Consider the following 25734-nt stretch of genomic DNA (forward strand, 5'->3'; position numbering starts at 1 on the left):
GATTTTTAGGCCTTGCTTCAGGAGTCGATCGTGCCCTCGCGTCGTACCGTCACCCGCTGGATTGCCCAAGGGGGATTGTTGGGATCCATGGGAGCCGCCATGGGCCAGCGGGCCAGCGAGCTGCGGCAACAGGCCGAGGCCGCACCGTTGATTCCCGGACAACCCGCCGCCTGGGCCGATCGCCTGCGGATGGCCGATCGCTTGGCCCAAGAGCAGTTGGCCGCCGCCCAAGATCCCCGCGCCGAAGTGGAACTGCTGATTCCCAGCTTTTTGGGTAACCAAGCCCGCCGGTTCTATGGCCGAGGCATTCCCCAGGGATTGGGGGTACGGCGCAAGTTCTTTTTGGGATCCGGCTCAACAAGGATTGGGCGGCGACTGGAAGTTTGGAGCGGTGCTGGCTGGACAGGGCAATGCACCCTCGTGCGCGATCGGGGGCGGGACTATTTGCTGATTGGCGCGTTTGACCACCACCTGCGCAAAATTGACCTGCAAACTTGGCAGGAGGTTTGGCGCTATCGATTTGACGACGTGCTGAAGGGAACAGCCACGGTTTATATCGATCGCACCGCACCACCGCTTGATCAAGTGATTGTGCTTCAGGGCAGTCGCCAGGGAGTACATGTGCCCTTTACGGCGCGGGTGGTTCCCAGTTTGCGGGCCATTTCCTTTCGCACGGGCCAAGAGTTGTGGCGGTGGAACGTGCGCCAAACCGACAGCTACAGCCGCGACAACGACAGTAGCCCCCTCGATTTGCGCAATGGGCTGCTGTTTAATGTGGGCGAAAACGGGGTTGGCTCCTTTTTGGGGGCCGCGCTGAACACGGTCACCCAACGGGACGGCATCACCCAACCAGCGATCGCGGGGGAATTGCTGTTCTATGCGCCGGGCGACGCGGCCCGCCATGGCGGCAACCTGGTGGCGGAATCTTCCCCGTCGCGACTGGGCGATCGGCTGTTTGTGGCGGCTGGCTCTGGTCACATTTACGGCGTTGACCTCAACAGTCGGAAAATCGACTGGGATTTCTTCACCGGTACGGATATTGACGGAACGGCGGTGGTTTCCCGCGATGGCAAGCTCTTTTGTGCGATCGAGCGGCAATATGCATCTGGGCCCGGCGGTCTTTTTAAGTTGAATCCGGCCAGGCCGCCCGCCGAGGCCGTGGAATGGTTTTTGCCCACCGGCTCCTTGCGCTACCAGGATTGGCAGGGTGGGATTATCGGCTCAGCGGCCCTAAATGATGACTACCGCGATCGGGGACAACCGCCCCTGTTTGCCACGGGGGCGATCGATGGAATTCTCTACATTGGCTCCCAATTGCGCACCACCGGCCTAGCCCACTGGGGGCCCCAGCGGGATGGGCCGCACAATTCGCCCTACGTGGCCTTTCAAACCCGGATTGGCCCCACCATTTCTACCCCGATTTTCACCGAGGGCGATCGACTCGTGGCCGCCAGCTACGACGGGGTGCGGCTGTTTCAGTTGCGCTTTTTGCCCACCCAGTCCCAAGACCCGGCCGCTTTGCCCAATGGTCGAGGTCAGTGGTTTCGCCTGGAGGTCACTCTGTTGGCGCACTTTGCCCCGGGATCTTCCTTCGAGGCCACCCCGATCGTCTGGGATGGGACGGTTTATCTGAGTGGGCGCGATGGCTGGCTCTATGCCCTCGGCTAATAGGCATTGATTGCCGTTGAATCTTGGCTGCGAATCTCGATATCCCATTTTGCTCGCGAGCTTTGATCTCGATGGCTGATCCCGATCGGGTCAGGTTTGCATAATTTTTTTAAGCATTCTCGATAGATGACTAGTACAAATTTTTGAATGCAAAACAAGACGTAAAACGAGACGGATGATGATGCGCCGTCTTCGTCAATCTGCGTCCTCTATTTTGCACTGAATTGACTTGACCTTTGGGGTCAGCCAAAAGCAGCTTTCTTGATCAAAAGTTGTGCGGATTTGTGCTGTCTGAAATTTCCATTCTTTCAGGATCATCGATCAGGGAATTGAGCATGTGTTACGTTGTCGAGTTGCCCGATGGCTCCTACTATGTCCCCAACGGTTCAGTGCCCGATGCTTGCAAAGCAATCCACTTTACCGACAAAGACGAGGCCGCCGCGATCGCCAAGGCCAAAAAAGGGAAGGTCAAAGTCTGCACCTTAAAGGATGCCGCACCGCCGCCAAAGGACAACAGCCAGCTTTGGGTGATGGGGCTAATTTTCATTGGAATTGCTACCTTTCGAGATCCCACCAACTTAGAAATTTTGCAGCGAATTACGCGCTTGGATCAGCCTAGCAATGGAGTCACGGCTGGGACAGTAGAATTCACCTCTTCTTGGTCAGATTGTCTGTGGTTCTGAGGACGATTCAAGACTGGTTTTTAGACTAGTTCTGAAGACCTCTTGATTCAGTTTTTCAATCTAAATTCAGTGCCATTGATGATGGAGGCAAGGGGCTTAGGGCATGTCGTTGTTGAGCACGAAACCCTAGATCGGTCGTTAGCGGATCGTAGGGGACAAGGGGCTTAGGGCATGTCGTTGTTGAGCACGAAACCCTAGATCAGTCGTTAGCGGATCGTAGGGGACAAGGGGCTTAGGGCATGTCGTTGTTGAGCACGAAACCCTAGATCGGTCGTTAGCGGATCGTAGGGGGCAAGGGGCTTAGGGCATGTCGTTGTTGAGCACAAAACCCTAGATCGGTCGTTAGCGGATCGTAGGGGACAAGGGGCTTAGGGCATGTCGTTGTTGAGCACAAAACCCTAGATCGGTCGTTAGCGGATCGTAGGGGGCAAGGGGCTTAGGGCATGTCGTTGTTGAGCACAAAACCCTAGATCGATCGTTAGCGGATCGTAGGGGACAAGGGGCTTAAGCCCCTTGTTACGACCATTAGGGCAAGGAAGATCAAGCGTTTCAGCATCACCTCGAAAAATGACGGGACCCCCTAAAGCCCCTTGTCTTTCCGTTGTAACTTTTTGCCTTTTTGTTGGTCTTTTTGTTGGTCTTTTTGTTGATCCTCTGCTGTACCGCTTATTGTCCTGGTTTGTCTACTAATCCCCGAGGCAAATCCCCAGGCCCCGTGCGGTTTTCAGCAGAGTATCACTGGGATCAACGATGCGGCAGTGGGAAATGGCCTCCAGTACGGGCACGCTCACCACCTGGCGCTGTTGCCAAGTCACCACCCGATCGAACTCGCCTCGGGCAATCAAATCCACCGCCTCCACACCAAAGGCCGAGGCAATCAGGCGATCGAGCGGCGAGGGTACGCCACCGCGCTGCACATGGCCCAGCACTGTGACGCGGGTTTCAGCGCCGGTGCTTTGGGCCAGCTCTTGGGCCAAATATTGCCCAATGCCCCCCAGGCGACATTCCCCAAAGGCCTGAGTTTGCGTCACCACATCACCGCCGCTGGTGCAGACCGCTTCGGACACAATCACCACGGAAAAGGCCTTACCAGCGGCCTGGCGATCGCGAATAGCCTGAGACACCGCTTCCAGCTTGTAAGGAATTTCGGGAATCAAAATCACATGGGCCCCGCCTGCAATGCCGGCGTGGAGGGCGATGTGGCCCGCATCGCGCCCCATCACTTCCAAGATCATGACCCGATCGTGGCTGGCGGCGGTGAAGTGGAGCCGATCGAGCGCCTCCGTGGCAATGTTCACGGCGGTGTCAAACCCGATCGATTGTTCTGTGGCGGCCACATCGTTATCGATCGTTTTGGGAATCCCCACAAAAGGAATGCCCACTTTCGTCATCAGATCATGAAGAATTTTTAGGCTCCCATCCCCGCCAATGCCAACAATGGCCGACAATTCCAACTCCCGACAACCTTCGGCAAAGTCCAAGGTGCGATCGTGCATCGTGCCATCGGGCAAGGTCACCTGGAAGGGTTGACCTCGATTAATGGTTCCTAGCAGGGTTCCCCCCAAGGTTAACCACCGCTCAACCTTGTCCGGTGTCAGCAGCAGGGCTTCGGGGGGCTGCCGAGTTAGCCCCTCCGTCCCGTGGCGAATGCCCATCACCTCCCAGCCATAGCTGGCGGCCCGCATCACCACACCCCGAATGGCAGCATTTAGCCCTGCGCAATCTCCACCGCTGGTCAGCACTCCGATTCGTTTTATCTCACCCATAGGATTGCATCTCTTATGCAAACGCTGCTCATGGGCGATCGTACGCGATCCCAACGGTGGGGCAAGCCTGTGTTAATAACTGCAATGGGATTGGGCGATCGAGATGGGGCGATCGCCCTAATTTCGCCCTGCGACTCCTGGCCTAGACCGTGCTGCTGGAAACCGCTTCCGTGGGCGATCGGGGAACCGTGCGAGCCACGCGGGCCCGCTGTCCCCAAGTGAGGTCGATCGCATAGCACCGGGCCAGCACCCGCAACCACAGACCCGGCGCGCGCTGCTCCAACCAAGGTTGAATTCGGCGGGCGATCGCCGGTAACCACCCCAGCAGCCAAGCCACCAAGCTCGACAGGGTAAAGGTGACATAGCTGCCCATCCAGCGCCACAGATCCCAAGGGCCCGCCGAATCCCAGATCCACCACAGCAGCATCGGGTTTTGCACCGCCGCCTTCAGGGCCAGGCGATTGAACAACCACCAATCAAACCGATCCTTAATGAAGCGATCGGCCACATCCTCTTCGGCATCGGCCAACAGGCCAAAGAAGGTGTTCAGCATGGAGTTCACCCGTTCGGGCGGCAACGTGCGGCCCGTGGGCACCATCATCCCCTTCGAGAACATCCAAGTGACCGCCACGTTGCTTTGGTAAGCCCGAATTGCCCCCAAGTCCTGTTCCGTTAACAGGTCATGCTTCAAGGCCGTATCCAGCAGATCTGTGAGCCGGCCCAAGTTGCGAATCATGGACCCAAAACCGGTGAACACCAGGGGAGATTGCAATGAAGCGGCATCTCCCAGGGCCAGGAGGCGATCGAACGAAACGCGCCGCTCACCCTCGCTTTGGCTGAAGTGACCGGGAATATAACCAAAGGTGGCCTTGCCCCAGGTCAGCTTGTCCAGGTCGCAGCGGCGATATTCCGGCAGGATGCTGAAAAAGTCCTCATACATTTCCAGTAGGGAGCCGGGATTTTCGGGGTGAACTTGGTGGTAGTGGAACAGATAAACGGTCACGGCCTTGCCCCCAATGGGGAACAGCTCCCAAATCAGTTGCCGGCCGCGGGAAATGTCCCCATGGCTGAACAGTACGTCGCCATAGTCCAAATCCCAGACCGGCCAATCAATCCCATTGGCAATCACGGCCCCCACGGTGGGACAAACGCTATCGAAAGCGCGGGTTCCATTCAGTTGCCAGGCGATCGGGGAAGCCGTGCCCATGGCATCAATCAGCAACCGACCGGCCACTTGGCGAGTTTCCCCCGTGGGCAAGTGGTTGGCAGTCATGGTGATTCGATCGCCCATCACGTCCGCCCGCTCAAATTCCGTTTCGTCCCAAATGTCGCCGCCCGCTTCCTGCAGCTTTTGACCACAGAGCTGAATGATTCGATCGGCTGCGATCGCCACATTCAGCACCGTCGGCGTGTGCAGCACATTGGCCCGCGCTTGCGGTGGATTGTTGGCATCAAAAAACTTGTGAAATCCATCGCGATATTCCGTGGCGATCAATCCTTCCACCTCAGCGGGCGTGAATAGGCCCAGGTCGATCGGCACTTGCAACTCTTCCCGGGAAATATTCCACTCCCGATTCATGCGGCCAAAGGGCAACCGCTCCAGCAACAACACCCGATAGCCCAACCGCGCCATCATCGCCGCATGAATGACCCCCAAGGCCCCGCCCACATAGATCAAGTCATAGGCAATGGCCGGCAATGGGTCGGGGTTTTGTCCCTGAGCAGTCTGTCCCTGAGAAATCCGGCCCTGAGAAGTCTGGCCCTGAAAAATAACCTGCTTATGTTGCTGAGGATTCCGCACCGCTTCCCGCCAGCGCTTTTCCCACCAATAGGCCCGCAACAGATCCCGTTCACCATTGGGCATCCGTTGGAAATACTTAGCGGTTTGCGGATACTTGGGCGCAAGGGCTTCAAAAATATTGCTCTTTGTTAAGTCAATCTCAGGAAGTTCCGGGTAGGTGGTGGGGAATTTTTCGGCCACCTGTTGCCGCAGGGCCCGCACCAAAGCCTCTTCCCCCGCGATCGGGCGATCGCTCCACCGAAACAACTTGAGATAGGTGGTGCGCTGCAAAGACCAAACGCAACCCGCCACGGTTTCCCCATCCCGATCGCCCGCCGGTTGCCAGCGAAACCCCGTGGGAGCCGCTACCTTCACCCCGCTGGGAACCATAAACTCTTGCTGCAACCAGTTCAGCACCGTTGCGGCTTCCGGAGTCGGCACTTCCAGATAAAGCAGTTCTTTCATGGATTGGGTTCTGATTACTCAAATCGTAAACGGGCGTAAAAAGAAGCGTTTTGCAACAAACTTGCAACCAAAGCGGGAGTGTTTCCTTTTTTAGGGTGAAGTTTTTCAGCCCTTGGGGTGCTGTGGACGCTGCAAAGCTCGCCTGAAAAGCATCTCAGGCTTTGGCGATCGTTTCCATCATCGCGTGTTTCCGAGGCCCTAGCCAAGCGGCGGATCCCCGCTCAGCGGCCACGAACCCCGGAGGCGAGCTGGTTTCACCTGTGATCTTAAGCAATCCTGGAAATATCCTTGACAGACGAAAGAAATGCGCTATCCTTCCGTTTACTCAAAATAATTAATAAACTTTACAGAAGTTTACAAATATCGAGAGTAATTGCCTAAGCTGACTTAACAGGGCTGACTTAACAGGGCCGATCGCATCGGGATCGCTCCCTGGAGATCGGAATTGACCTGCCCGTATTGACCTGTTCTGTATTGACCTGTCTGTAAACACCTTGTGGGTTCCCTGGATCTGCAAGCGGTCTGGGGACAGGCGAGCTTGATCAAGCCGGATGGTTGATGGGTTGCCCCACTGCGCCACCGAATGGCCGACCTCGCCTGTCCCCAGGATGCCCAATTGAGTTGGGTTTTGACTGGGGTTGGATGGGGGTTCAGCAAGATTGCTAGATGAGATGGCTGGACAAAATTTGGTGATCTCTGGGCGATCGCGCCGGCCCTTGCTAACCCAAAACCGGACAACCCTGTGGGCCTCAATGCTCGTTGCCCGTTGAAGTTTCGCTTGCTGTCCTTGGGAAATGAATTTCCCGATCGCTCCCCGCTCAACACACCTTTTCGATTCGGAGTTTCGGTTGTGAATGCGTTTAATCCAACCTATGGCCAGTCGCCCTATGGCCAGCCGCGCCCCCGCAGGGCGGAGTTAGCCCCCTCAGGCGAAGGGTTGATTGATTCGATCGCCGATGCCATCACCGTGGCGATCGCGGCGGCCCGGGCTAAGGGCCAGTCCTTGGAAGATCTGACGGCGGAAGTGCTGGCGGATGATAACTTGCTGGATGGTGAGTCCCGGCGCTGGCTGAGTGATGTGGTGGCCCGCACCTGGGAACAACTGCACTAGGCGATCGCGGCTAGAGGATCGGCCCTTAAGCAACCCAGCGCCCGATCGCCACGCCTAAGGTGGACACCCCCGCCATCACCAGCAGGCGTTGGGTTGGGGACAAATTTTGTTCAACCATAATTGTCCAAAGGGGCATGGCGGAAAAGGTGAAGGCCAAGGCTCCCAGCATCCCCAGCCACACAAACCCCAATGTCAGATTAATGACCGTGACAGCGGAAGCCAAGGCCAACAGGGCGTTGCGCAGGGCCCCGACCCAGGAAATATGCATCAGAAATTTGGTGAGCAGGCCAACGGTTAGCCCGGTGGCCCCACCCAATAGAATGCTCAACACCTGCTGGGGCAGCGGAACCGCCAGGACGATCGCCATGGCCCCGCCGGTTAGGGCCAAAAAACCCCATTGCAACCCGGCCATCCCCGCCAAGGAACTGAAGGCCAGCAGCAGCCAACTTTGGGGCGGCGGATCCAAAACCGCTAGACTGCTGCCCCAGAGTGCATAACCCAAAAGCCAGAGGGTTAGCAGTGGCCATGGCAGGCGCTGGCCGGCTTCCCAAAGGTTCCCGGGTCTGGGGGGTGGCGGCGGCGGGCCCGCGTTGGGAACGGCGAAGTTGGGATTGCTCATCAGATAGCGATGGGGCCGATCGGGCGGGGGTGCGTCCGTTGGTGCGTCCGTTGGTGCATCGGTGGATTCGATCGCCCCGCTCACCGCCCGATCGACAGGATTCGACTGGACTGAATCGATCGCCCGATCAGTGGCCGGTTCCGTCTTGGGCAAGGGAGCGACGGGGCCCGGTTGCCAATCGGCGCTGAAGGGTTGTCCATCGGGCATGGTGGCGGCGGTGAAATCCCCTTGGGCGATCGGTTCCGAATCCCAATCGAAGATCGCGTCGGTCAAGTCCGCGGCCGCAAAACAAGCCCCGGTCAACATTGCGCCGGTTAAGTTCGCCCCCCGCAAATTTGCCTGCCGAAAGTCAGCCGCCGACAAATCCGCCCCTTGCAGTTGGGCTTCCGACAGTTGGGCATTGACAAAGCTGGCTCGGCTAAAATTCGCTTTCTGGGCATTGACTCGATCGAGCCGGGCCGCACGCCACTGACTTTCCGCCGCCGACACCTTTAGCAACGTGGCCCCGCTGCAATCCGTTTCGCTCAAATCAGCCCGATCGAGCTTGGCTTGGCGCAGGGACAGCCCCACCAACGACAGCTTTCGCAAACATTGGCCTTCCAGGCTCACCCAAGGAAAGTCGCGCCGTCCCCGATCGAGCGCCAATTGAAACTCCGACAACTCCATGGCAACGAATCATCCCCCTACCGCGCAATGCGGCAACCCATGGCGTTAAGCTATGGAGCAGACTCCATCAGCAATCGTTCCCTATTTTGGCTTCAAAAGCAGCTTGACCCATGCCTCGAACTCAAAAAAACGACAATTTTATTGACAAAACCTTTACGGTGATGGCGGACTTGATTCTGAAAGTGCTGCCCACCAACAAAAAAGCGAAAGAAGCTTTTGTTTATTACCGAGATGGCATGTCTGCCCAAGGCGAAGGTGAATATGCAGAAGCCTTGCAAAACTACGAAGAAGCCCTGAACCTAGAAGAAGATCCCTACGATCGCAGCTTCATTCTGTATAACATGGCCTTGATTTTTGCCAGCAATGGCGAACGGGAAAAAGCCGTTGATTACTATCATCAAGCCCTTGATCAGAATCCGCGAATGCCCCAGGCCTTGAATAACATTGCCGTGATTTATCACTACAACGGCGAGCAGGCCCAAGCCAGCGGCGAAGACGAAGCAGCCGAGCGCTGGTTCGACAAGGCGGCGGAATATTGGAAGCGGGCCATTCGCTTAGCGCCCAACAACTACATCGAGGCCCAAAACTGGTTAAAAACCACCGGTCGATCGAACATGGATATCTTCTTCTAGGTTGATTTTTTCATCATTTTTCAATCGGCTGGATACTCGTTTTCGAGTTGAGATCTAGATTGATTCTTGAGTCCATCCTTGAGTTGATTCTGGATTAATCCTTGGATGAATACCCGAGGAATGAATGCTGAAGTCGATCGTTCACAGATCATGGCAGACCTGGGGCTTAGGCTTGTCGTCAAATCGCCCAAAGCCCTGACTCCATCGCTAACCGATTGGGTAGTGGACAAGGGGTTTAGGGCCGGTCGTCACTTAGCACGAAACCCTAGAGCTGCCGTTAGCGGATCGTAGGGGACAAGGGGCTTAAGCCCCTTGTTAGGACGATTGAGCGACGATCGGACATAGGAAAATCAGCCATTTCAGCTCGATCTCAGTAAATGACGACAGGCCCTAGGGCGATCGCCTAGTATTGCCACTTAGGATTCAATTTCTCGATCTGTTGGGATCCTGGAAATTGACCTTTCAACAAGCAAACCATCGCAATTAGAGCTGCTATGAGCCTCAGTTTGGACGAAGTTCGCAAAGTTGCCCATTTGGCGCGAATTCAACTGACCGCTGAAGAGGAGGAAAAATTCGCCGCCCAACTCAACAACATCCTGACCTATGTGGAACAGTTGAGCGAGTTGGACGTGACCGATGTGGAACCCACCACCCGGGCGATCGATGTGAATAATGTGATGCGTCCTGATCAACTCGATCGCTACACCGATCGGGAAGGTCTGTTGGGATGTGCGCCCGATCGCGACGAAGACTTCTTCAAAGTGCCCAAGATCTTGAACAGCTAAACGGGCGATCGGGTTAGGCACTCTGACCCATCCAAACATTACACGGGGTGGGCGGATTCAATTCCGCCCATTTTTATGGCTCACGCAAGCTGGCTCATGCAATACCGACGATTTGGCAAAACTAATCTTCAACTATCCGTCTTTTCCTTGGGGACAATGCGCTGCTTGGATTCTGCCGAGCAGGCGGCCGAAGTGTTTGCTCGGGCGATCGAGCTAGGGATTAACCATCTGGAAACGGCACGGGGTTATGGAGCCAGCGAAGTTTTTGTGGGCCAGGCGATCGCCCAAGGAATTGTGCCGCGCGATCGGGTCATTCTCACCAGCAAGCTATTACCCACCGGCAGCCCAGAAGAGATCGATCGGCAACTGACCGAATCCCTGGAACGCCTGCAAACGCCCTATTTAGATTGCTTAGCCATTCATGGGGTAAATCTGCCAGAGCATTTAGATTGGATTCAAGACCAACAATCGGGCATGGCCGCATTGCATCGGGCCTTGGCTGATGGTCGAATTCGCCATTTAGGATTTTCCACCCATGGGCCCTTGGCTTTGATTTTGCAGACCATTGCCACCGGTCAATTTGAGTTTGTCAATTTACATTTCAACTACTTTTTTCAACGCAATGCCCCCGCTATTCAAGCGGCCCTCGATCGGGATTTGGGCATTTTCATCATTTCCCCCGCCGACAAAGGGGGACGGCTCTACACCCCGCCGCCCACCTTGAGCCAACTCTGTGCGCCCCTGTCGCCGTTGGGGGCCGGTTACCGTTGGCTGCTGGCCCAACCGGGGATCACCACCCTGAGCGTTGGCCCCGCCAAGGTGGAAGAGCTAGCGGCGATCGAACCCTGGATTGAGCGCACCGAACCCCTCAGCGCGGAAGAGCAGGCGATTTTTAATCGGCTCGATCGACACCAAATCGCCGCCCTCGAAACCGATCGTTGTGCCCAATGCTATGCCTGCTTGCCCTGTCCCGAGGAAATCCAAATTCCGGAGGTGTTGCGGCTGCGTAATCTGGCGGTGGCTTTCAAAATGGTGGACTTTGGCCGCTATCGCTATGGCATGTTTGAAAATGCTGGACATTGGTTTCCAGGCCAACGGGGCGATCGTTGCACGGAATGTGGTGATTGCTTGCCCCGTTGCCCCGAACAATTAAACATTCCCGACCTGTTACAAGACACCCACGATCGACTCAGCGGCCGTTGGGGTCGTCGCCTTTGGGATTAGGCAACAGGACATCAGTATCGTGAAGGGTTTCAGGCAATCTTTGAAAAAGTATTTGAAAGGATGTTTGAAGGGATATCTGAAGAATAGTTTTCAGCACAGCTCAAGCAATCATCATCGTCGGGGCAAGGGGCTTAGGGCGTGTCGTCGTTTAGCCCGAAGCCCTAGATCTGCCGTTAGCGGATCGTGGGGGACAAGGGGCTTAAGCCCCTTGTTACGACGACTAGGACATGGAAAATCAATCATTTCCGCCTGATTCTAGGAAATGAAGACAGGCCCTAAGCCCCCTGTCTTCGTCAGTTGGTGAGATTCGCAAGGTAGCCGTTTAGGCCTTTCAGACATCCCCTGAGAGCTGAACGTAATTGCCGCAATCCAAATCTAGAGAACAGTACAAATTTTTTTGAATTTTGTTTCTAAGTCGAAGTTCAAATCGAGGTACAAATCTTTTTTGAGTTCCTCATAAAACCTGGCAGGCAGCAGACCAGACTGTTTTCTGATTTCCTTCACTTTATTCTTCAAAACATTACGCTTCAAGTTGGCTCAAAAAGTGGATTTTTTAGATCATTTCTAAATATTCTTAAAATTATCTCTAAAGCATCTTTAAGTTTCTTTTGAACCATTTGCAAAACATTTTCTGTTATTTTTGCGACCATTTTTACAACAATATTACGTAATTTTTACAATACACAGACAGAGGATCTGAAATATACTGAAAACATATCCAAAATCTACCCAGATCAGACCTAAGACTCCTCTAAAAGATAATCGAAATATTAAATCTTTCTTAAAGATCCGAGAAATTCGAGTATGGATTTGAACCCTTGATCGAATCCGGATTCAAGAATCATTATTGATGATCTTTAAAAAACACAGAGGTTTCTAAAGATTGCTGATAGTAAAAGCTAAAAAAACAAAAAGATTCCTCTATTTTCATGGCAAACGCGCTACATCTGACATAGGGAATTTTGAGCCTTTGAACCAGGTTCCTAGTCCCTGCTAAGGAAATCAACCTAAGTAAACCTGTATGTTTGATGCCGCTCCTTTGGGAGAATATGCCATGGCCAGCACTCAAGACGAGCAATCGTTGACGATGAGAGCCGAAGAAATTCGGGTCGTTGGCGTTGTCCAAGGAGTCGGCTTTCGTCCCACGGTTTATCGATTGGCGATCGAATGTGGACTGATGGGATCGGTGGCGAATGATGGAGTTGGCGTGGTGATTCGGATTGCGGGATATCCGGATCAAATTGATGTTTTTTTGCAACGGCTTTATCAGGAAAAACCGCCCCTTTCCCGCATTGATACGCTGATCCGAACCCCGATCGCCCTATCGGAATTGATGGAGCCAGGACTGCCGTTGCCGAGTGGCAACCTGTCCGTTGTTTCTTCGCCGGAATCTGGTGCATTGGACAGGCTGGCGGCCCCTGAGCAATTACCTGAGCAATTACCTGAGCAATTACCCGCAGAATCAGCAGCCGAATCCGCGACAGAGCGGCTAACGAACTTGCCCACAGGGCCATCCAGGTTCACAGCGACCTTTGAGTCTGAATCCGGCGATCTCACTTGGGATGAACAGTCGATCGCCCTGGGGCAAGAGACGGCGATGCAAATTCAGCGAAATCGCCAGGCAGCTCAGGCTCACGGTCATCAAGGGCATTTAGCAGCGGGCAAGTTTGAAGGCCCGCGCTGCCCCCTGCATTTGCACCCGCAACATCGCTCCACCTATGACCAAGCCCCAATGGCGGAATCGGTGGTAACGGAGGAAACCGCGCCGCCAGTCCCGTTGCGGGGCGTGGCGGTTACGAAAAACAGCGCGATCGAGCAGCAGGCTGGGGAACCTTACGGAAAGACGCTGGCGATCGATCCCCTGGAGGAAGCAGCGATTGGGCAAGGGGGAGCCGCAAATCACAGCCGATCGCACTGGTTTGGCAGGGGCCCCGAGGATGGGCGGCCTGCCCCCAGCACCACCGAAGCTGGCGAGAGATCCGAAATCGATGCGCGGTTGGATTCCTTTGATCGCGGGCTAAACCAGGGCTTGGATCAAGACTTGAATCAAGACTTGGATCAGCCCCTGGATCCGGAGTTATCCAACTCCTTGGCGGAGGAACTGGCGGAACTCTTGGAGCCGGCCATCAATCGGCTGCGGCCCTTGGAACCGGTGGAATCGCCCAAGGCTCCCATGGGGCCGATCGTGCCGGTGGTGTTAGATGATGCGGAGCCGGGGCCGGCTTTATATACGCCGCTGCAACCCCCGCCCCCGATCGTGCCTCGATCGGCTCCTTCGCCGGTTTCCCATCGCAGCCGCGCCTTGGATTTGTCTTCGGCGGAACTGCTAGGGCGATCGCCCTTGTCTTTCCGAATTTTGGAGAGCCAGTCGGGCCCGGTGCGCACCCAAATTGCGCCGGACACGGCCACCTGTGCCGCCTGCCTGCGGGATTTGCACGATCCCCACAGCCGGTATTATCACTATCCCTTCGTGAACTGCACCCATTGCGGGCCGCGGCTGACGGTGATTCGCTCCCTACCCTACGATCGGGTGCGCACCAGCATGGTGGGATTTCAACTCTGTCCCGACTGCCAGCGCGATTACGACAATCCGGGCGATCGCCGCTTCCATGCCCAGCCCACGGCCTGCCCGGAATGCGGGCCGCGCATTTGGTTTGAGCGTCCCAGCCAGCAACGGCCGATCGTGAAAGATGAGCAGGCGATCGCCCAGGCGGCGGAAGCGATTCGCCAAGGAGCGATCGTGGCCATTAAAGGCTTGGGCGGCATCCATTTAGCCTGCGATGCCACCCAGGAGGCCGTGGTGCAACGGCTGCGGGCCCGTAAACATCGCCCCCACAAGCCCTTGGCGGTGATGGCCCGCAATTTGGAGTCTGTGCGGCGGTTTTGCACAGTCAGTGATCACGAGCGATCGCTCCTCTTGGGGGGTGCTGCCCCGATCGTGCTGCTCAACATCCACGATCCCCATTACTTGGCTCCATCGGTGGCCCCTGACATGACGGAAGCGGGGGTGATGTTGCCCTACTCCCCCCTGCATCATCTGCTGATGATTGCGGTGGATCGGCCCATTGTGCTGACCAGTGGCAACCGGGCCGGCAATCCCCAATGCATTGACAACCACGAAGCCCATCTTCAGTTGCAGTCGATCGCCGATGCCTTTTTGCTTCACAACCGATCGATCCTGAATCGGGTGGATGATTCGGTGGTGCGGGTGTTGCCCACTTCGGTGCAGGTAATTCGCCGATCGCGCGGCTACGCTCCCAGTTCCATTAACCTGCCGCCGGGCCTCACCAGCAGCCCGCCGATCTTGGCCCTGGGCAGCGATTTGAAAAACACCATTTGCCTCTCGCGGGACGGGCAAGCGATCCTCTCGCCTCACCTTGGAGATTTGGACTCGCCCGCCTGCCTCCAGGCCTACAGCACCGCGATCGCGGACTTGCGCAACTTGTTTGACCACCGCCCCAGCGCGATCGCCGTGGATCTGCACCCGGATGGCCAGGCCGTGAAGGTGGGTGAGTCCTTGGCCAAGGCTTTGGAAGTGCCATTGCTGCGCATTCAGCACCACCATGCCCACATTGCCGCCTGCTTGGCCGATAACCAATGGGGATTCGATCGCCCGCCCGTTTTGGGCATTGCCCTAGATGGATTTGGGTGGGGCAGCGATGGCACGGTTTGGGGCGGCGAGCTGCTGTGGACCACCTACGAGCAATATCACCGAGTCGGGGCCCTTTGGCCAGCGCGGTTACTGGGGGGCAACCGCGCCGCTCAGGAGCCTTGGCGGAATTTATACGCCCAGTTCCACGCCACGGGAATGCTCGATCGGGTGAATTCCGAGGATTGGTTTGCCCAAAAGCCGCTGAATCTGCTGACGGGCATGGCCAAAACGGGGTTCAACAGTCCTTGGACTTCATCCTGTGGACGGTTGTTTGATGCGGTGGCGGCCTTTTTGGGCTGTGCGCCCGACTGCTTGAGCTATGAAGGCCAAGCGGCAATCGCCCTAGAGAACCTAGCCCGCCAAGCTTGGGATCAGGATCAACAGGCTTACCCGATCGAGCTGCGATCGGAATCGCTGCTGTGGTTGCATCCCCAACCCCTTTGGGAAGCCCTGATTTTGGATCGGGCCATGGGGCTGCCCGAGGCGGTGATGGCCCTGCGGTTCCATCGCGGCTTGGCCCAAGCCCTGGTGCAAGCGGCCCAAACCTTGAAGCAGCAGGGATTGCACTTTGGGGCGATCGCCTGTGGGGGGGGAGTCTTCCAAAATCGGCTGCTGTTGCGATGTTTGGAAGCGGCCCTGATGGCTAGCAATTTGCACGATCCGCTGCTGTTGCCGCAACAGGTTCCCGTAAACGACGGGGGCTTGGCGTTGGGGCAAACGGCGATCGCGGCCGCCTGGCTCCAGTTGGGCCATGTTTAGGGTCTCGGTGATCCCGTGCTGGTCGCCACTGGAAATCACCGGGAATCACGAGCCATCAATCACGAGCCATCAATCACAAGCCATCAAAATCACAAGCCATTTAAAGCCAGCCCTTAGGAGTCATTGAGAGGTTTCAGGATGTGTTTAGCGGTTCCGGGCCAAGTGGTGGCCATTGTCGATGGGGATCAACAGCTCGCCACGGTTGATTTGAGCGGTGTTCGGCGATCGGTCAGCTTGGCCTGTTTGGTCACGCCCGATCGCCCGATCGAGCAGTGGTTGGGGCGCTGGGTGGTGGTTCATGCGGGTTTTGCCCTGGAGGAGTTGGATGTGGCCGCGGCCAAGGAAACCCTGACTTGGATCGATCGCTTGGCCCCCTCCGCGTGATCCAGCCGGACTGTCTCAAACCCTGTCCAAGAAACTGTGTTTTAAGAAGTCATTTTTTAAGAAGTCATCTCAAGAGCCGCTTGAAAAGCCGTTTCAGGAGTTTGCGATGAAGTTTGTGACGGAATTTCGTGATCCCGCATCGGTGGCGGGGTGGGTGCGGGAAATTGCCCATTTAGCGCAACGACTCGATCGCCCCGTGGCCCTGATGGAAGTCTGCGGCGGCCAGACCCACACCATTTTTAAACATGGCCTCGAAGCCCTGCTGCCAGAAACCGTGGAGCTGATCCATGGGCCCGGTTGCCCCGTTTGCATCATGCCTCGGGGCCGAATTGACGATGCGATCTCCCTGGCAGAACAACCGGGCATGATTTTTGCCACCTTTGGTGATGCCCTACGAGTGCCCGGAGCGCGGGGCAGTCTGATGCAGGCCAAGGCGCGAGGAGCCGATGTGCGTGTGGTCTATTCGCCCCTCGATGCCCTGACCTTGGCCCAAACCCATCCCGATCGGCCCGTGGTCTTTTTTGGCTTGGGCTTTGAAACCACTGCTCCCGCCGTCGCCATGACCATCCTGGCGGCGGCCCGTGCCCAACAAACCAACTTCAGCGTGTTTTGCAACCATGTGCTCGTTGTCCCGGCTCTGGAATTTTTGCTCCAGGCCAGCGGCTTGCGCTTGGATGGGTTCATTGGGCCCGGCCACGTGAGCGCCGTCATTGGCACTGATCCCTATCAAGCGGTGGTCGATCGCTACCAGAAACCCGTGGTGGTGGGGGGCTTTGAGCCGATCGACCTGCTCCAATCGATCTGGATGTTGCTGTTGCAGTTGGTTGAAGGGCGCTGTGCCGTGGAAAACCAATATCACCGGCTGGTGAAGCCCGAGGGCAACAGTCCAGCCCTGGCCGCCCTGGCCCAGGTGTTCACGGTGCGGGAGCAATTTGAGTGGCGCGGGTTGGGATCCTTGCCCCGATCGGGTTTGGCGATCGCTCCGGCCTTTGCGGCTTTTGACGCGGAACAGCGCTATTGCCTACCCAGCCAAGCCAGTGAGGATTCACCCGTTTGCCAATGCGGCCTCATTTTGCAGGGCAAGCTCAAACCCTGGGAATGCAGTGCCTTTGGTCGCGGTTGCACCCCTGACCATCCCCTAGGCGCTTGCATGGTTTCCTCCGAAGGGGCCTGCGCTGCCTATTACAAGTACGGTCACGGAGGCCCCCGATCGCCCATGGCCGCGCCCCGCAGATTTGCCGAAGCGCCCGCCCGCCCCCCGGTGCAATCAGAATTGGCCCGATAGCCGCGTTGGCCCAATCGCCGTGATTTCCGCCCTAACCTCCTGATGCTATGGCTTCTTCTAATCATCCGTCCGATTCCCTCGCCACTCCCCCATCCAACGTGCTCGAGTTTCAGCAGCCCCAGCACCGCACCCGATCGAGCGACGAAGGCTACATCACCCTGGCCCACGGCAGCGGCGGCCGAGCCACCCATAACCTGATCACGGATATTTTCCTAGAAACCTTTCGCAGCGATGCCCTCAATGCGCTGGATGACAGTGCGCGGCTGGACTTAGCCCTGTTCATGGCCCGGGGCGATCGGTTGGCCTTCACCACCGATTCCTTCGTGGTGGATCCGCTGTTTTTTCCCGGCGGCGACATCGGCAGCCTGGCCATCAACGGCACGGTGAATGATTTGGCCGTGACCGGGGCCCAGCCGCTCTATCTCTCCTGTGGGTTCATCATTGAAGAGGGCACCCCGATCGCCCTATTGCGTCGCATTGCCCAGAGCATGAAACTGGCCGCCGACACGGCCCGCGTCAAGGTCGTGGCCGGCGACACAAAGGTTGTACCTCGGGGCAAAGGTGACCAAATCTATATCAACACCGCCGGGGTGGGCGTGGCGCGATCGACCCAAGTGCCCGGGCCGCGCTATTTGCAACCGGGCGATGCCATCCTGCTCAGTGGCCCCATGGGCGACCATGGCACGGCTATTTTGTTAGCCCGAGGAGATTTGGCCCTCGAAGCGGACATCGCCAGCGATTGCCAGCCCTTGCATGATCTGGCGGCGGCCCTCTGTGAAGCTTGTCCCACCGTGCGGGCCATGCGCGATGCGACTCGGGGCGGCGTGGCGGCCGTGCTGAATGAATTTGCCCAAACCAGCCGCGTCAGCATGGTGCTCGAAGAGGCAGCATTACCCGTGCGGCCGCCCGTGGCCGCCGCCTGCGAAGTGTTGGGTCTCGATCCCCTGCACATGGCCAACGAAGGGTTGTTAGTGGCAGTGGTTCCAGGAGAATTTGCGGCGCGGGCCCTGACAGCCATGCAAATTTTGCCGGAGGGACGGGAGGCCTGTTTGGTGGGCCATGTGACCAAGGCGGATTCGCCCGTGGTGATTTTGCGAACGCGCTTTGGCTCTGAACGGATTATTGAGTGGCCGATGGGCGATCCCTTGCCACGGATTTGTTAGGGCCGATTTTGTTAGGGCTGATGGATTCGGGCTAATCGGTTTGGGCTAATTGGTTTGGGCTAATTGGTTTGAGCTAATTGGTTTGAGCTAATCGAGCACAGGAGGAATGGGATGCACGAACTAGGCATTACTCAGGAACTGGTGCGGTTGGCGCTGGCTCAGGCCCAAGGGGACCCCATCCGCCGACTGGGTTTGGCCGTGGGGGCCCTGTCGGGCATTTCCACGGAGGCGATCGCCTTTTGTTTTGGCCCCTGTGCCATGGGCACGGCCCTGGAGGGGGCGGAGTTGGACATCACGATCGTGCCTGGCTTGGCCCGCTGCCACCATTGCGGCCGGGATTTCCCTCTGGATGACGTGGTGGGGATTTGTCCCCATTGCAACAGCTTGGACTGGACGATCGAGGCGGGTCAAGACTTGATTTTAAAAACCTTGGAGGTCATCCCATGTGCGTAACCTGCGGTTGTGATGATGGGGCATCGGTCACGATCACCAACTTATCCCACAGTGAGCGATCCCAAAATAAGCTATCCCAATCAGCGGCGATCGACCCAGCATTGGCCCCCTCCCCGATCGACTCCGACTGGCACAGTCATCAACATGCCGATGGTTCAGTGGTGGTGCATCGCCACGGGCCCACCACTCATAGCCCCAGCCATCATCATCACCACCATGCCCATCCTCCCGGTCATCATCACGAGCATCCCCCTACCGATCGGGATCCTCACCCAGCCGATCGCCCCTCTCTGACGGCAACGGATCCGGTCACCCAAACCCTGCACCTAGAGGCGCGACTGCTAGACAAAAACAACCAACTGGCCGCCGCCAACCGCCAATGGTTCCAAAACCAGGACATTTGGGCCCTGAACCTGATGAGTGGGCCCGGGGCCGGCAAAACAACACTGCTGGTAAAAACCCTGACGGATTTGGCCGATCGGGTCTCTTTTGCCGTCATTGAAGGGGATCAGGCCACCTTGAACGATGCGGAACGGGTGCGGGCCACCGGTTGCCCCGTGGTGCAGGTCAACACGGGCACGGGTTGCCACTTAGACGCGGCCATGGTGCAAGGAGGCTGTCAGCAACTGCAACCGCCACCGGGCAGCATTTTGGCGATCGAGAACGTGGGCAACCTGGTTTGTCCTGCGCTGTTTGACTTGGGAGAAGCATCCCGGGTCGGCATTTTTTCGGTCACCGAAGGCGAAGATAAACCCCTGAAGTACCCACATTTATTTCGGGCCTGCGATTTGGTGCTCCTGAGCAAAATCGATTTGCTGCCCTATTTGCCCTTTGATCTGGATCGGGCGATCGCCGCCGTGAAACAGGTGAACCCCAAGGCGCGCATTTTGCCCCTTTCGTCCCTGACGGGCGAAGGCTTGGCCGACTGGTACGACTGGCTCTTGGCTCAGCGCGATCGCGCCGGCCATGCTTCGGCCGCCGGTTTGGCCCCCTAGGGCAAGACCAATGCGCCCGCCGGTCGATGGGCTGGCGGACAGGGTTCCAAGCGCAGGCCAAACACCGCCGCAAACTGCTCTGCCACCACCGATCGCGCCTGGGCCACCGTCAAACCGGGCACAACATCCACCAATCGGCCCACGGGGCGATCGGCAATTCCACAGGGCACGATTTCCCGAAAGCCCGCCAGCTCACAATCCACATTTAGAGCAAAGCCGTGCATGGTCACCCAACGGCTGACCTGAATCCCGATCGCCGCCACCTTGCGCCCCTCTAGCCACACACCCGTCAGGCCCGGCAGCCGTTCCGCCGCCAAACCCCAAGTCCCGATCGCCCGAATCAACACCTCCTCCAACTGGCGCAGATACCAATGGAGATCCGGTTGGTGACGGCGCAAATTCAAAATCGGATAGCCGACCAACTGTCCGGGGCAATGGTGAGTGACCTCGCCACCCCGCTCAATGGGCACCAACGGCACGGGATGGGTTGCGGGGTCAAACCGCACAAAGGCGCGATCGGCCCCACGCCCCAGGGTGTAAACCGGCGGATGTTCCAACAGCATTAACCCATCGGGCAGCGTCGGATCTGCGATTCGATCGGCCTGCCACTGGCGCTGCCAACCCCAAGCCACTTCGTAAGCTGTGGTTTGCAAATTCAGATGCCAACAGGGGGCGATCGGCCCGGCATATTCCCCATTGGTTCCAGTAGCAGCATCACAAACCATAAACTCTAGCCAAATGCCCTAACCATAAAGCCCTAACCATAAAGATTGAGAATTGCCAAGGGGAATTTGGTGATGGTTTGTGGGGAATCACTGAAGAAAAGGTCAAGAATCATCAACAGATGCAAAAGATTTTAAAGGAAATTCTCCCACCGATCCCAAAGTGCTACGTTGAAAGTATCACCCATCTCGAAGGGGAGGAAGCTCTATGAAGCTTGTCATCCAGGGTAAAAACATCGAGATTACCGATGCACTGCGTGACTATGTTCAGCAAAAAATTGAAAAGGCCGTCAGCCATTTTCAACACTTAACGCTTGAAGTGGATGTGCACCTGTCGGTAGCTCGCAACCCCCGGATTGATTCTAACCAAACGGCTGAGGTGACCATTTACGCGAACCGCACAGTTGTTCGAGCTGAAGAAAGCAGCGAGAACCTGTATGCCAGCATTGACATGGTTGCTGACAAGATTGCCCGTCAACTTCGCAAGTATAAGGAAAAACATCAAGAACGTCGCCGCGAGCCGGTGAAGACCGCAGAAGTGCTGGGCGAAATGCCAGTCGGAACCATTATTCCGCCCCGAGAACCCGAGTTGCCGGCGGATGTGGTGCGGACGAAATACTTTGAAATGGCCCCGATGACGATCGCGGAGGCCTTGGAGCAACTGGAGCTGGTTGATCACGATTTCTTCATGTTCTGCAACTCAGAAACGGGTGAAATCAACGTGATTTATGAACGGAACCATGGCGGTTACGGCGTGATTCAACCCCGCAAGGCCCAACGCTTTGCCGAGAACTCTTCCGCTGCTTAGAGGTTGCTTGAAAAGCATCTTGAAGCGCTTGCTAAATACCACAGCCCTTAGGGACAAGGGGCTTAAGCCCCTTGTTGTTGTAGACCGAGCAAGCTGCCTACCAAATCTAGCTTTTTAAACACCCGCTGAGGCTGAATTGGCAAACTGAGAATTACTCATGAAAGAGTGATTGATTCAGCAGCAATTTGTTGAACGATCCTTGAACAATTCAGACTTGCGATTAGGGTCTGTTGAGTATCCTATGCCACCACAATTTTGACTGCTTCAAGCCTTGGGACATCCTGATTTTTGAAGCATTTTCCACTCTTGTAAAACAAAAGGCGGTACGGGAATTTCTGCCTGATCGGCATCACCGACGGGGATGGTTAATCGCAAAATACCTAATTGATTTAACCGACCTGCCACGGAATCAAATTCATATTCTCCGGTGTTGAGGGCTAATGAATCGATCGGGAACTGATCCGCAAGCTGGGCAACGGCCCCTGTGGAATTGGTGATGATTAAAGATCGATCGCGATTGACCCGCAAACTGGGAAAACCAACCACCCGCAACCGAAATCCTGTTGTGGGTGGTTGTCCGTTGGCCGCTTCACCAAACAACACCAATTGCCAACTGCGATCGCGCTGATCTCGCAGGGATTGCAACGATCGGCACAGAACCCGATCGCCCGGAAGAGGGTAGGGATGCAGGCTCGCCATCGCGGGTTCCGGCATTAGCCCCCAACCCCAAAGCACAACCGCCAACAACAACCCCAAGGCCTTGGTCAACGTAGTCCGCCCCATCCACCACCCGGGCAATTGGGGCGATCGAACGCTTCCCCGGTCTGTTTGGATATTTTGACTCTTTTGGCGATTCATAATGCTTTCCAAAATTCTCATAATTCTTCTCAATTCTGTGGAGTAACTCTTTCGGGCGATCGTGCTAGTCTAAATTCGTGTACTGCAATCAATGCGTTGATAGCAATTCCGCAAACCAAGCAAAGAAATCCAGGTACAGAAATCCAAGCAAGAAAACCCAAGCAAAGATTTCAGCAACCTAAAATCAGCAGCGTCCAATCGGCAAACTGGCAAATGTTTGGGCAAGTTTTGGCCCTGGTGCTGAACCCGATTGGGGCAGCAAAACCGCCAACAAACCCATGGCCCACCGCTGCTTTCTTAGCTTACCGATCATCTTCAAAATTCAGCATATTCAATCCAAGGAGTCACTATGACCGGTCGAGGCGGTCGCCGTCCGGGCGCGGGTCGTCCCAAAGGCACAGGTAAATATGGCGAACCCACCAAAGCGGTTCGACTGCCGATCAGTTTTGTCGATCGCCTGCCGGAACTCCTGGCCCAATGGCAGCTCGATCAACTGGAAACGGAAGCCATCGCCGATGGCCGGCTCCAACGAATTGAAGACCATCCCACGCCACCCCTGCGACTCTATGAAATGCCGGCGGCCGCTGGATTACACGCCTTTGCGCCCCAAGAGGATACGGAACCCGACGCGATCGACCTGAACACCTATCTCAGTCGGCATCCCAACGAGTCTTTTTTGGTGCGGGTCACGGGGGATTCCATGATCGGTATTGGCATCTATCCCGATGACCTACTGGTGATTGATGCTTCCGAGGCGGACAACGCCCAAACGGGACAAATTGTGCTGGCGCTGGTGGATGACAAGGTGACGGTGAAGCGATTGCAAGTGCTGGATGGTCGCATTTTTCTGCATTCCGAAAATCCGATCTATGCCCCTTTGCAAATCACCGAAGGAATGGTGTTTAAGATTTTGGGGATTGTGGCCAGCGCGATTCACCAATTCCGTTAACCCAGATCAATCAGATTGGCCAATTCCAGGTGGCTCAGGGACAATCTTGGATTGGGGTGGACTCGCTTGATGGGTTTGAGTTGGATGCTTGAATGGCGTTCATTGCAATTGCGTGAATCGCGAAGGTGCTGCGCAATTCCTGATCCTAGTTGTCTGGGTTCTCTGAGGCTGGGGCCCGGTGGCGCAAGAAATCTTGCAGATCCTGAGGGCTGTTGCAGTTGCGCAAGGTAGCCGCCTCCAGCGTCGTCAGCGGTAGATAAATGGCTCGTTGTTCCGTTGCCAGTTGGTCTAACCAGGCCTGAAACGATCGCCCGCCTTGATCGATAAAAGTCCGCAACTGGGGGGCGATCGCGGGTCGATATAACCCGCACAGGGGTTCCCAACCACGATCGGTGCGTGGAACCAACGCCACTTGCTTGGAACTGAGGGCATGGCGGCGATCGAGCCAGGAGCGACAAACGGGCCCATCCAAACAGGGCAAATCGCAAGCCAGCAGCCACACCCAGTTAATGTCGGTCAGGTCTCGGGCCGCGCGATCGAGCAACTCTGAAAAAGCCAACAGCGGCCCCCGATCGGCTACCGACTCCTGCCACCAATCCACCGGCAAGGCAGCCGTGGCGGGATGGGTTTGGTAACGTTCCGGCCAGGGCGAAAAAATAATCGGTCGGCGTTCCGTCACCGAAATGGCTACCTCACAGACCCGATGAAGCATAGGCTGTCCATTCCAAGGCAGCAACACCTTGTCGCGCCCCATCCGGCGACTTTGCCCACCTGCCAAGATTGCTGCCTGAATCATGAGTGCTTATCCACCTGCGGGCCATGGTTTTCAGTGATGAGCACACTGCTCCCGGGCCATCCCTGAATCTCCAATTTACTTTGCCAGGCGAACGGCATACCACTGCAAAAACCGATCGGGGCCCAAGTCCAGCTCGCAGGCTTCTTCAATGAGCGATCGCACCCGCGCTTCTGTGGTGGCCAACCGTTGCAAGTCACGCGGCAGGCAATCGCCCAAGGATTCCACCACGCCGGTCAACTTTTCACGCAACTCTTCCACGGACAAAATCACCTCGGGCTGATTCGTTTCCAGCACCACAAAATATTCATTGTCTTGATATAGCATTGCATCGGCCATCGATCGCTTCTCCTACTCGCAAAAAACAGGTTTTAACGTCCCAAAATACGAAGGGCGCACGGCGGTGCGCCCCTACCAATCATCCCAAAATTCTTGGAACAAGGGGCTTAAGCCCCTTGTCTGGTGCTGGCTTGGATCGGTAATCGAACCTAAATTCCGGCGTGACCCATGGCTAGGCCAGCTACCAACATTCCTAACACCAAAAAGGGCTGAGCACTCGCTTGATATTTCACATCATTCTTGAGCGGATCGCGCAGGAAATACATATCCTGGAACACGATTTGCGGAATGATCAACAGACCCAAAATCGAGGCGTACAAATTCTCATGGAGGCTAACCAAATAGCCCGCAATTCCGATTTGGAAGGTGTCGATCATCGCTACACAAATCCAAGCGGCCGTGCCGATGCCGAACATCACGGGCAAGGATTTGAGACCCAAGGTGCGATCGCCCTCCACACTCTTGAAGTCATTGACGATCGCGATGCCCAAGCCCGCCAAACTATAGATCAGCGTCACCACCGCCACCGTCGGAGTCAACGTGCCAAACAGCGCTTGGCCCGCCCACCAAGGCAAGGCGATATAGCTCGCACCCAAGGCGTAGTTCCCGAGCCAGCCGTTTTGTTTCAGCTTCAGGGGCGGTGCGGAATAGATATAGGAAACGATCGAACCGCCGACCGCCAAGATTGTGATGATCGGGAATTCGTGGCCCGACCAGCGATCGAGAATGTAGGCCACGCCGATGCCCCCGAACAGCAACACCAAAATTTGTGTCACCACCTGCGGAATCGAAATGGCACCGGAGGGAATCGGGCGATAGGGTTCGTTGATCGCGTCAATTTCCCGATCGTAGTAGTCGTTGATGGTTTGGGTGTAGCCCGTCAGCAACGGCCCCGACATCAACATACAAAGCGCCGATTTCAGGAAATTCTCCAGGGTCCATTCATAGTGCCCCGAGGAAGCCGCCCCGCAGACCACGCCCCAAATCAGGGGAATCCAGGTGATCGGCTTCATCAATTGCAGGCGAATTTTCCAAATATTGGTTTCGCCGCTGGCGGCTCCCTTCATCCCCAGCATTTGCCGGGCTTTGGAGCCGCTGTCTTCGGCGGGGGTGGGCGTTTCGATCGCCTCGGTGTTGGGTTCGGTGGTCATGGTTCGATCGATGGGTTGGATCTT

General features: G+C 56.4%; 22 protein-coding genes and 1 pseudogene. 15 read left to right on the top strand and 8 right to left on the bottom strand.

Going from position 1 to position 25734, the window contains the following annotated elements; translation table 11 throughout:
- The first annotated feature begins 30 nt into the window (after positions 1 to 30).
- On the top strand, positions 31 to 1668 hold the full coding sequence (locus AC2IAX_RS17115; RefSeq protein ID WP_494388520.1) for a hypothetical protein: 1638 nt from the start codon (positions 31 to 33) through the stop codon (positions 1666 to 1668).
- Between the two features lie 335 nt (positions 1669 to 2003).
- The gene (locus AC2IAX_RS17120; RefSeq protein ID WP_494388521.1) at positions 2004 to 2351 is read left to right on the top strand and encodes a hypothetical protein; all 348 of its coding nucleotides are present in this window, start codon (positions 2004 to 2006) and stop codon (positions 2349 to 2351) included.
- Positions 2352 to 3037: 686 nt separating this feature from the next.
- Here AC2IAX_RS17120 and AC2IAX_RS17125 read toward each other — a convergent pair.
- Together AC2IAX_RS17125 and AC2IAX_RS17130 are read right to left on the bottom strand one after the other, a co-directional pair.
- The gene (locus tag AC2IAX_RS17125; RefSeq protein ID WP_494388522.1) at positions 3038 to 4117 is read right to left on the bottom strand and encodes an ATP-dependent 6-phosphofructokinase; all 1080 of its coding nucleotides are present in this window, start codon (positions 4115 to 4117) and stop codon (positions 3038 to 3040) included.
- A gap of 142 nt (positions 4118 to 4259) precedes the next feature.
- Positions 4260 to 6362: a flavin-dependent dehydrogenase gene (locus AC2IAX_RS17130; protein WP_494388523.1), complete on the bottom strand. Its 2103-nt coding sequence runs from the start codon at positions 6360 to 6362 to the stop codon at positions 4260 to 4262.
- Positions 6363 to 7104: 742 nt separating this feature from the next.
- Here AC2IAX_RS17130 and AC2IAX_RS17135 point away from each other — a divergent pair.
- On the top strand, positions 7105 to 7473 hold the full coding sequence (locus AC2IAX_RS17135) for a hypothetical protein (RefSeq protein WP_494388524.1): 369 nt from the start codon (positions 7105 to 7107) through the stop codon (positions 7471 to 7473).
- A gap of 25 nt (positions 7474 to 7498) precedes the next feature.
- Here AC2IAX_RS17135 and AC2IAX_RS17140 read toward each other — a convergent pair whose 3' ends face one another.
- Positions 7499 to 8758 (bottom strand): pentapeptide repeat-containing protein, encoded by a 1260-nt coding sequence (locus AC2IAX_RS17140; protein WP_494388525.1) that lies wholly within the window; start codon positions 8756 to 8758, stop codon positions 7499 to 7501.
- 110 nt (positions 8759 to 8868) lie between these two features.
- On the opposite strand from AC2IAX_RS17140, the gene AC2IAX_RS17145 reads away from it, so the two are divergent.
- From AC2IAX_RS17145 to hypB, 10 genes and pseudogenes are all read left to right on the top strand, one after another.
- Positions 8869 to 9390, top strand: a complete 522-nt coding sequence (locus AC2IAX_RS17145; protein ID WP_494388526.1) for a photosystem I assembly protein Ycf3 — start codon at positions 8869 to 8871, stop codon at positions 9388 to 9390.
- Between the two features lie 494 nt (positions 9391 to 9884).
- A complete protein-coding gene (gatC, locus tag AC2IAX_RS17150) occupies positions 9885 to 10175 on the top strand; it encodes an Asp-tRNA(Asn)/Glu-tRNA(Gln) amidotransferase subunit GatC (protein WP_099533373.1) in 291 nt (96 codons plus the stop codon).
- Positions 10176 to 10271: 96 nt separating this feature from the next.
- Positions 10272 to 11399 (top strand): aldo/keto reductase, encoded by a 1128-nt coding sequence (locus tag AC2IAX_RS17155; protein ID WP_494390429.1) that lies wholly within the window; start codon positions 10272 to 10274, stop codon positions 11397 to 11399.
- Between the two features lie 1087 nt (positions 11400 to 12486).
- Positions 12487 to 12714, top strand: a pseudogene (locus AC2IAX_RS17160) (acylphosphatase); the annotation flags it as partial.
- 858 nt (positions 12715 to 13572) lie between these two features.
- Complete coding sequence (hypF, locus tag AC2IAX_RS17165) at positions 13573 to 15810, top strand: carbamoyltransferase HypF (protein WP_494390430.1); 2238 nt, start codon at positions 13573 to 13575, stop codon at positions 15808 to 15810.
- A gap of 138 nt (positions 15811 to 15948) precedes the next feature.
- Positions 15949 to 16194: a HypC/HybG/HupF family hydrogenase formation chaperone gene (locus tag AC2IAX_RS17170; RefSeq protein ID WP_494388527.1), complete on the top strand. Its 246-nt coding sequence runs from the start codon at positions 15949 to 15951 to the stop codon at positions 16192 to 16194.
- Positions 16195 to 16300: 106 nt separating this feature from the next.
- The gene (hypD, locus tag AC2IAX_RS17175; protein WP_494388528.1) at positions 16301 to 17479 is read left to right on the top strand and encodes a hydrogenase formation protein HypD; all 1179 of its coding nucleotides are present in this window, start codon (positions 16301 to 16303) and stop codon (positions 17477 to 17479) included.
- Between the two features lie 47 nt (positions 17480 to 17526).
- Positions 17527 to 18642 carry a hydrogenase expression/formation protein HypE gene (hypE, locus tag AC2IAX_RS17180; RefSeq protein ID WP_494388529.1) on the top strand — a complete coding sequence of 372 codons (1116 nt, stop codon included), beginning with the start codon at positions 17527 to 17529 and terminating at the stop codon, positions 18640 to 18642.
- 111 nt (positions 18643 to 18753) lie between these two features.
- A complete protein-coding gene (locus AC2IAX_RS17185; RefSeq protein ID WP_494388530.1) occupies positions 18754 to 19095 on the top strand; it encodes a hydrogenase maturation nickel metallochaperone HypA/HybF in 342 nt (113 codons plus the stop codon).
- A complete protein-coding gene (gene hypB, locus AC2IAX_RS17190; RefSeq protein ID WP_494388531.1) occupies positions 19086 to 20090 on the top strand; it encodes a hydrogenase nickel incorporation protein HypB in 1005 nt (334 codons plus the stop codon). Before AC2IAX_RS17185 ends, hypB begins: the two co-directional genes overlap by 10 nt.
- Here the strand turns inward: hypB and lipB are convergent.
- Positions 20087 to 20815 carry a lipoyl(octanoyl) transferase LipB gene (gene lipB / locus AC2IAX_RS17195; RefSeq protein ID WP_494388532.1) on the bottom strand — a complete coding sequence of 243 codons (729 nt, stop codon included), beginning with the start codon at positions 20813 to 20815 and terminating at the stop codon, positions 20087 to 20089. The two genes, hypB and lipB, sit on opposite strands and share 4 nt — an antisense overlap.
- 205 nt (positions 20816 to 21020) lie before the next feature.
- Between lipB and hpf the strand changes: the two genes are divergently transcribed.
- The gene (hpf, locus tag AC2IAX_RS17200) at positions 21021 to 21620 is read left to right on the top strand and encodes a ribosome hibernation-promoting factor, HPF/YfiA family (RefSeq protein ID WP_099533382.1); all 600 of its coding nucleotides are present in this window, start codon (positions 21021 to 21023) and stop codon (positions 21618 to 21620) included.
- 264 nt (positions 21621 to 21884) lie between these two features.
- On the opposite strand, the gene AC2IAX_RS17205 is transcribed toward hpf, so the two are convergent.
- Complete coding sequence (locus AC2IAX_RS17205) at positions 21885 to 22403, bottom strand: DUF3122 domain-containing protein (protein WP_494388533.1); 519 nt, start codon at positions 22401 to 22403, stop codon at positions 21885 to 21887.
- Between the two features lie 424 nt (positions 22404 to 22827).
- Here AC2IAX_RS17205 and AC2IAX_RS17210 point away from each other — a divergent pair, with 424 nt between their 5' ends.
- Positions 22828 to 23427 (top strand): LexA family protein, encoded by a 600-nt coding sequence (locus tag AC2IAX_RS17210; protein ID WP_494388534.1) that lies wholly within the window; start codon positions 22828 to 22830, stop codon positions 23425 to 23427.
- 145 nt (positions 23428 to 23572) lie between these two features.
- Here the strand turns inward: AC2IAX_RS17210 and AC2IAX_RS17215 are convergent, their stop codons facing one another.
- The 3 genes from AC2IAX_RS17215 to chlG all read right to left on the bottom strand — a co-directional run bounded on the left by AC2IAX_RS17215 (position 23573) and on the right by chlG (position 25710).
- Positions 23573 to 24223 carry a molybdenum cofactor guanylyltransferase gene (locus AC2IAX_RS17215; protein ID WP_494388535.1) on the bottom strand — a complete coding sequence of 217 codons (651 nt, stop codon included), beginning with the start codon at positions 24221 to 24223 and terminating at the stop codon, positions 23573 to 23575.
- 75 nt (positions 24224 to 24298) lie between these two features.
- Positions 24299 to 24559 carry a CRR7 family NDH-1 assembly protein gene (locus AC2IAX_RS17220; protein WP_494388536.1) on the bottom strand — a complete coding sequence of 87 codons (261 nt, stop codon included), beginning with the start codon at positions 24557 to 24559 and terminating at the stop codon, positions 24299 to 24301.
- A 149-nt stretch (positions 24560 to 24708) separates the two neighbouring features.
- Complete coding sequence (chlG, locus tag AC2IAX_RS17225) at positions 24709 to 25710, bottom strand: chlorophyll synthase ChlG (RefSeq protein ID WP_494388537.1); 1002 nt, start codon at positions 25708 to 25710, stop codon at positions 24709 to 24711.
- Between the last annotated feature and the right edge of the window lie 24 nt (positions 25711 to 25734).

The organism is Limnothrix sp. HT2024 (genome assembly GCF_059138625.1).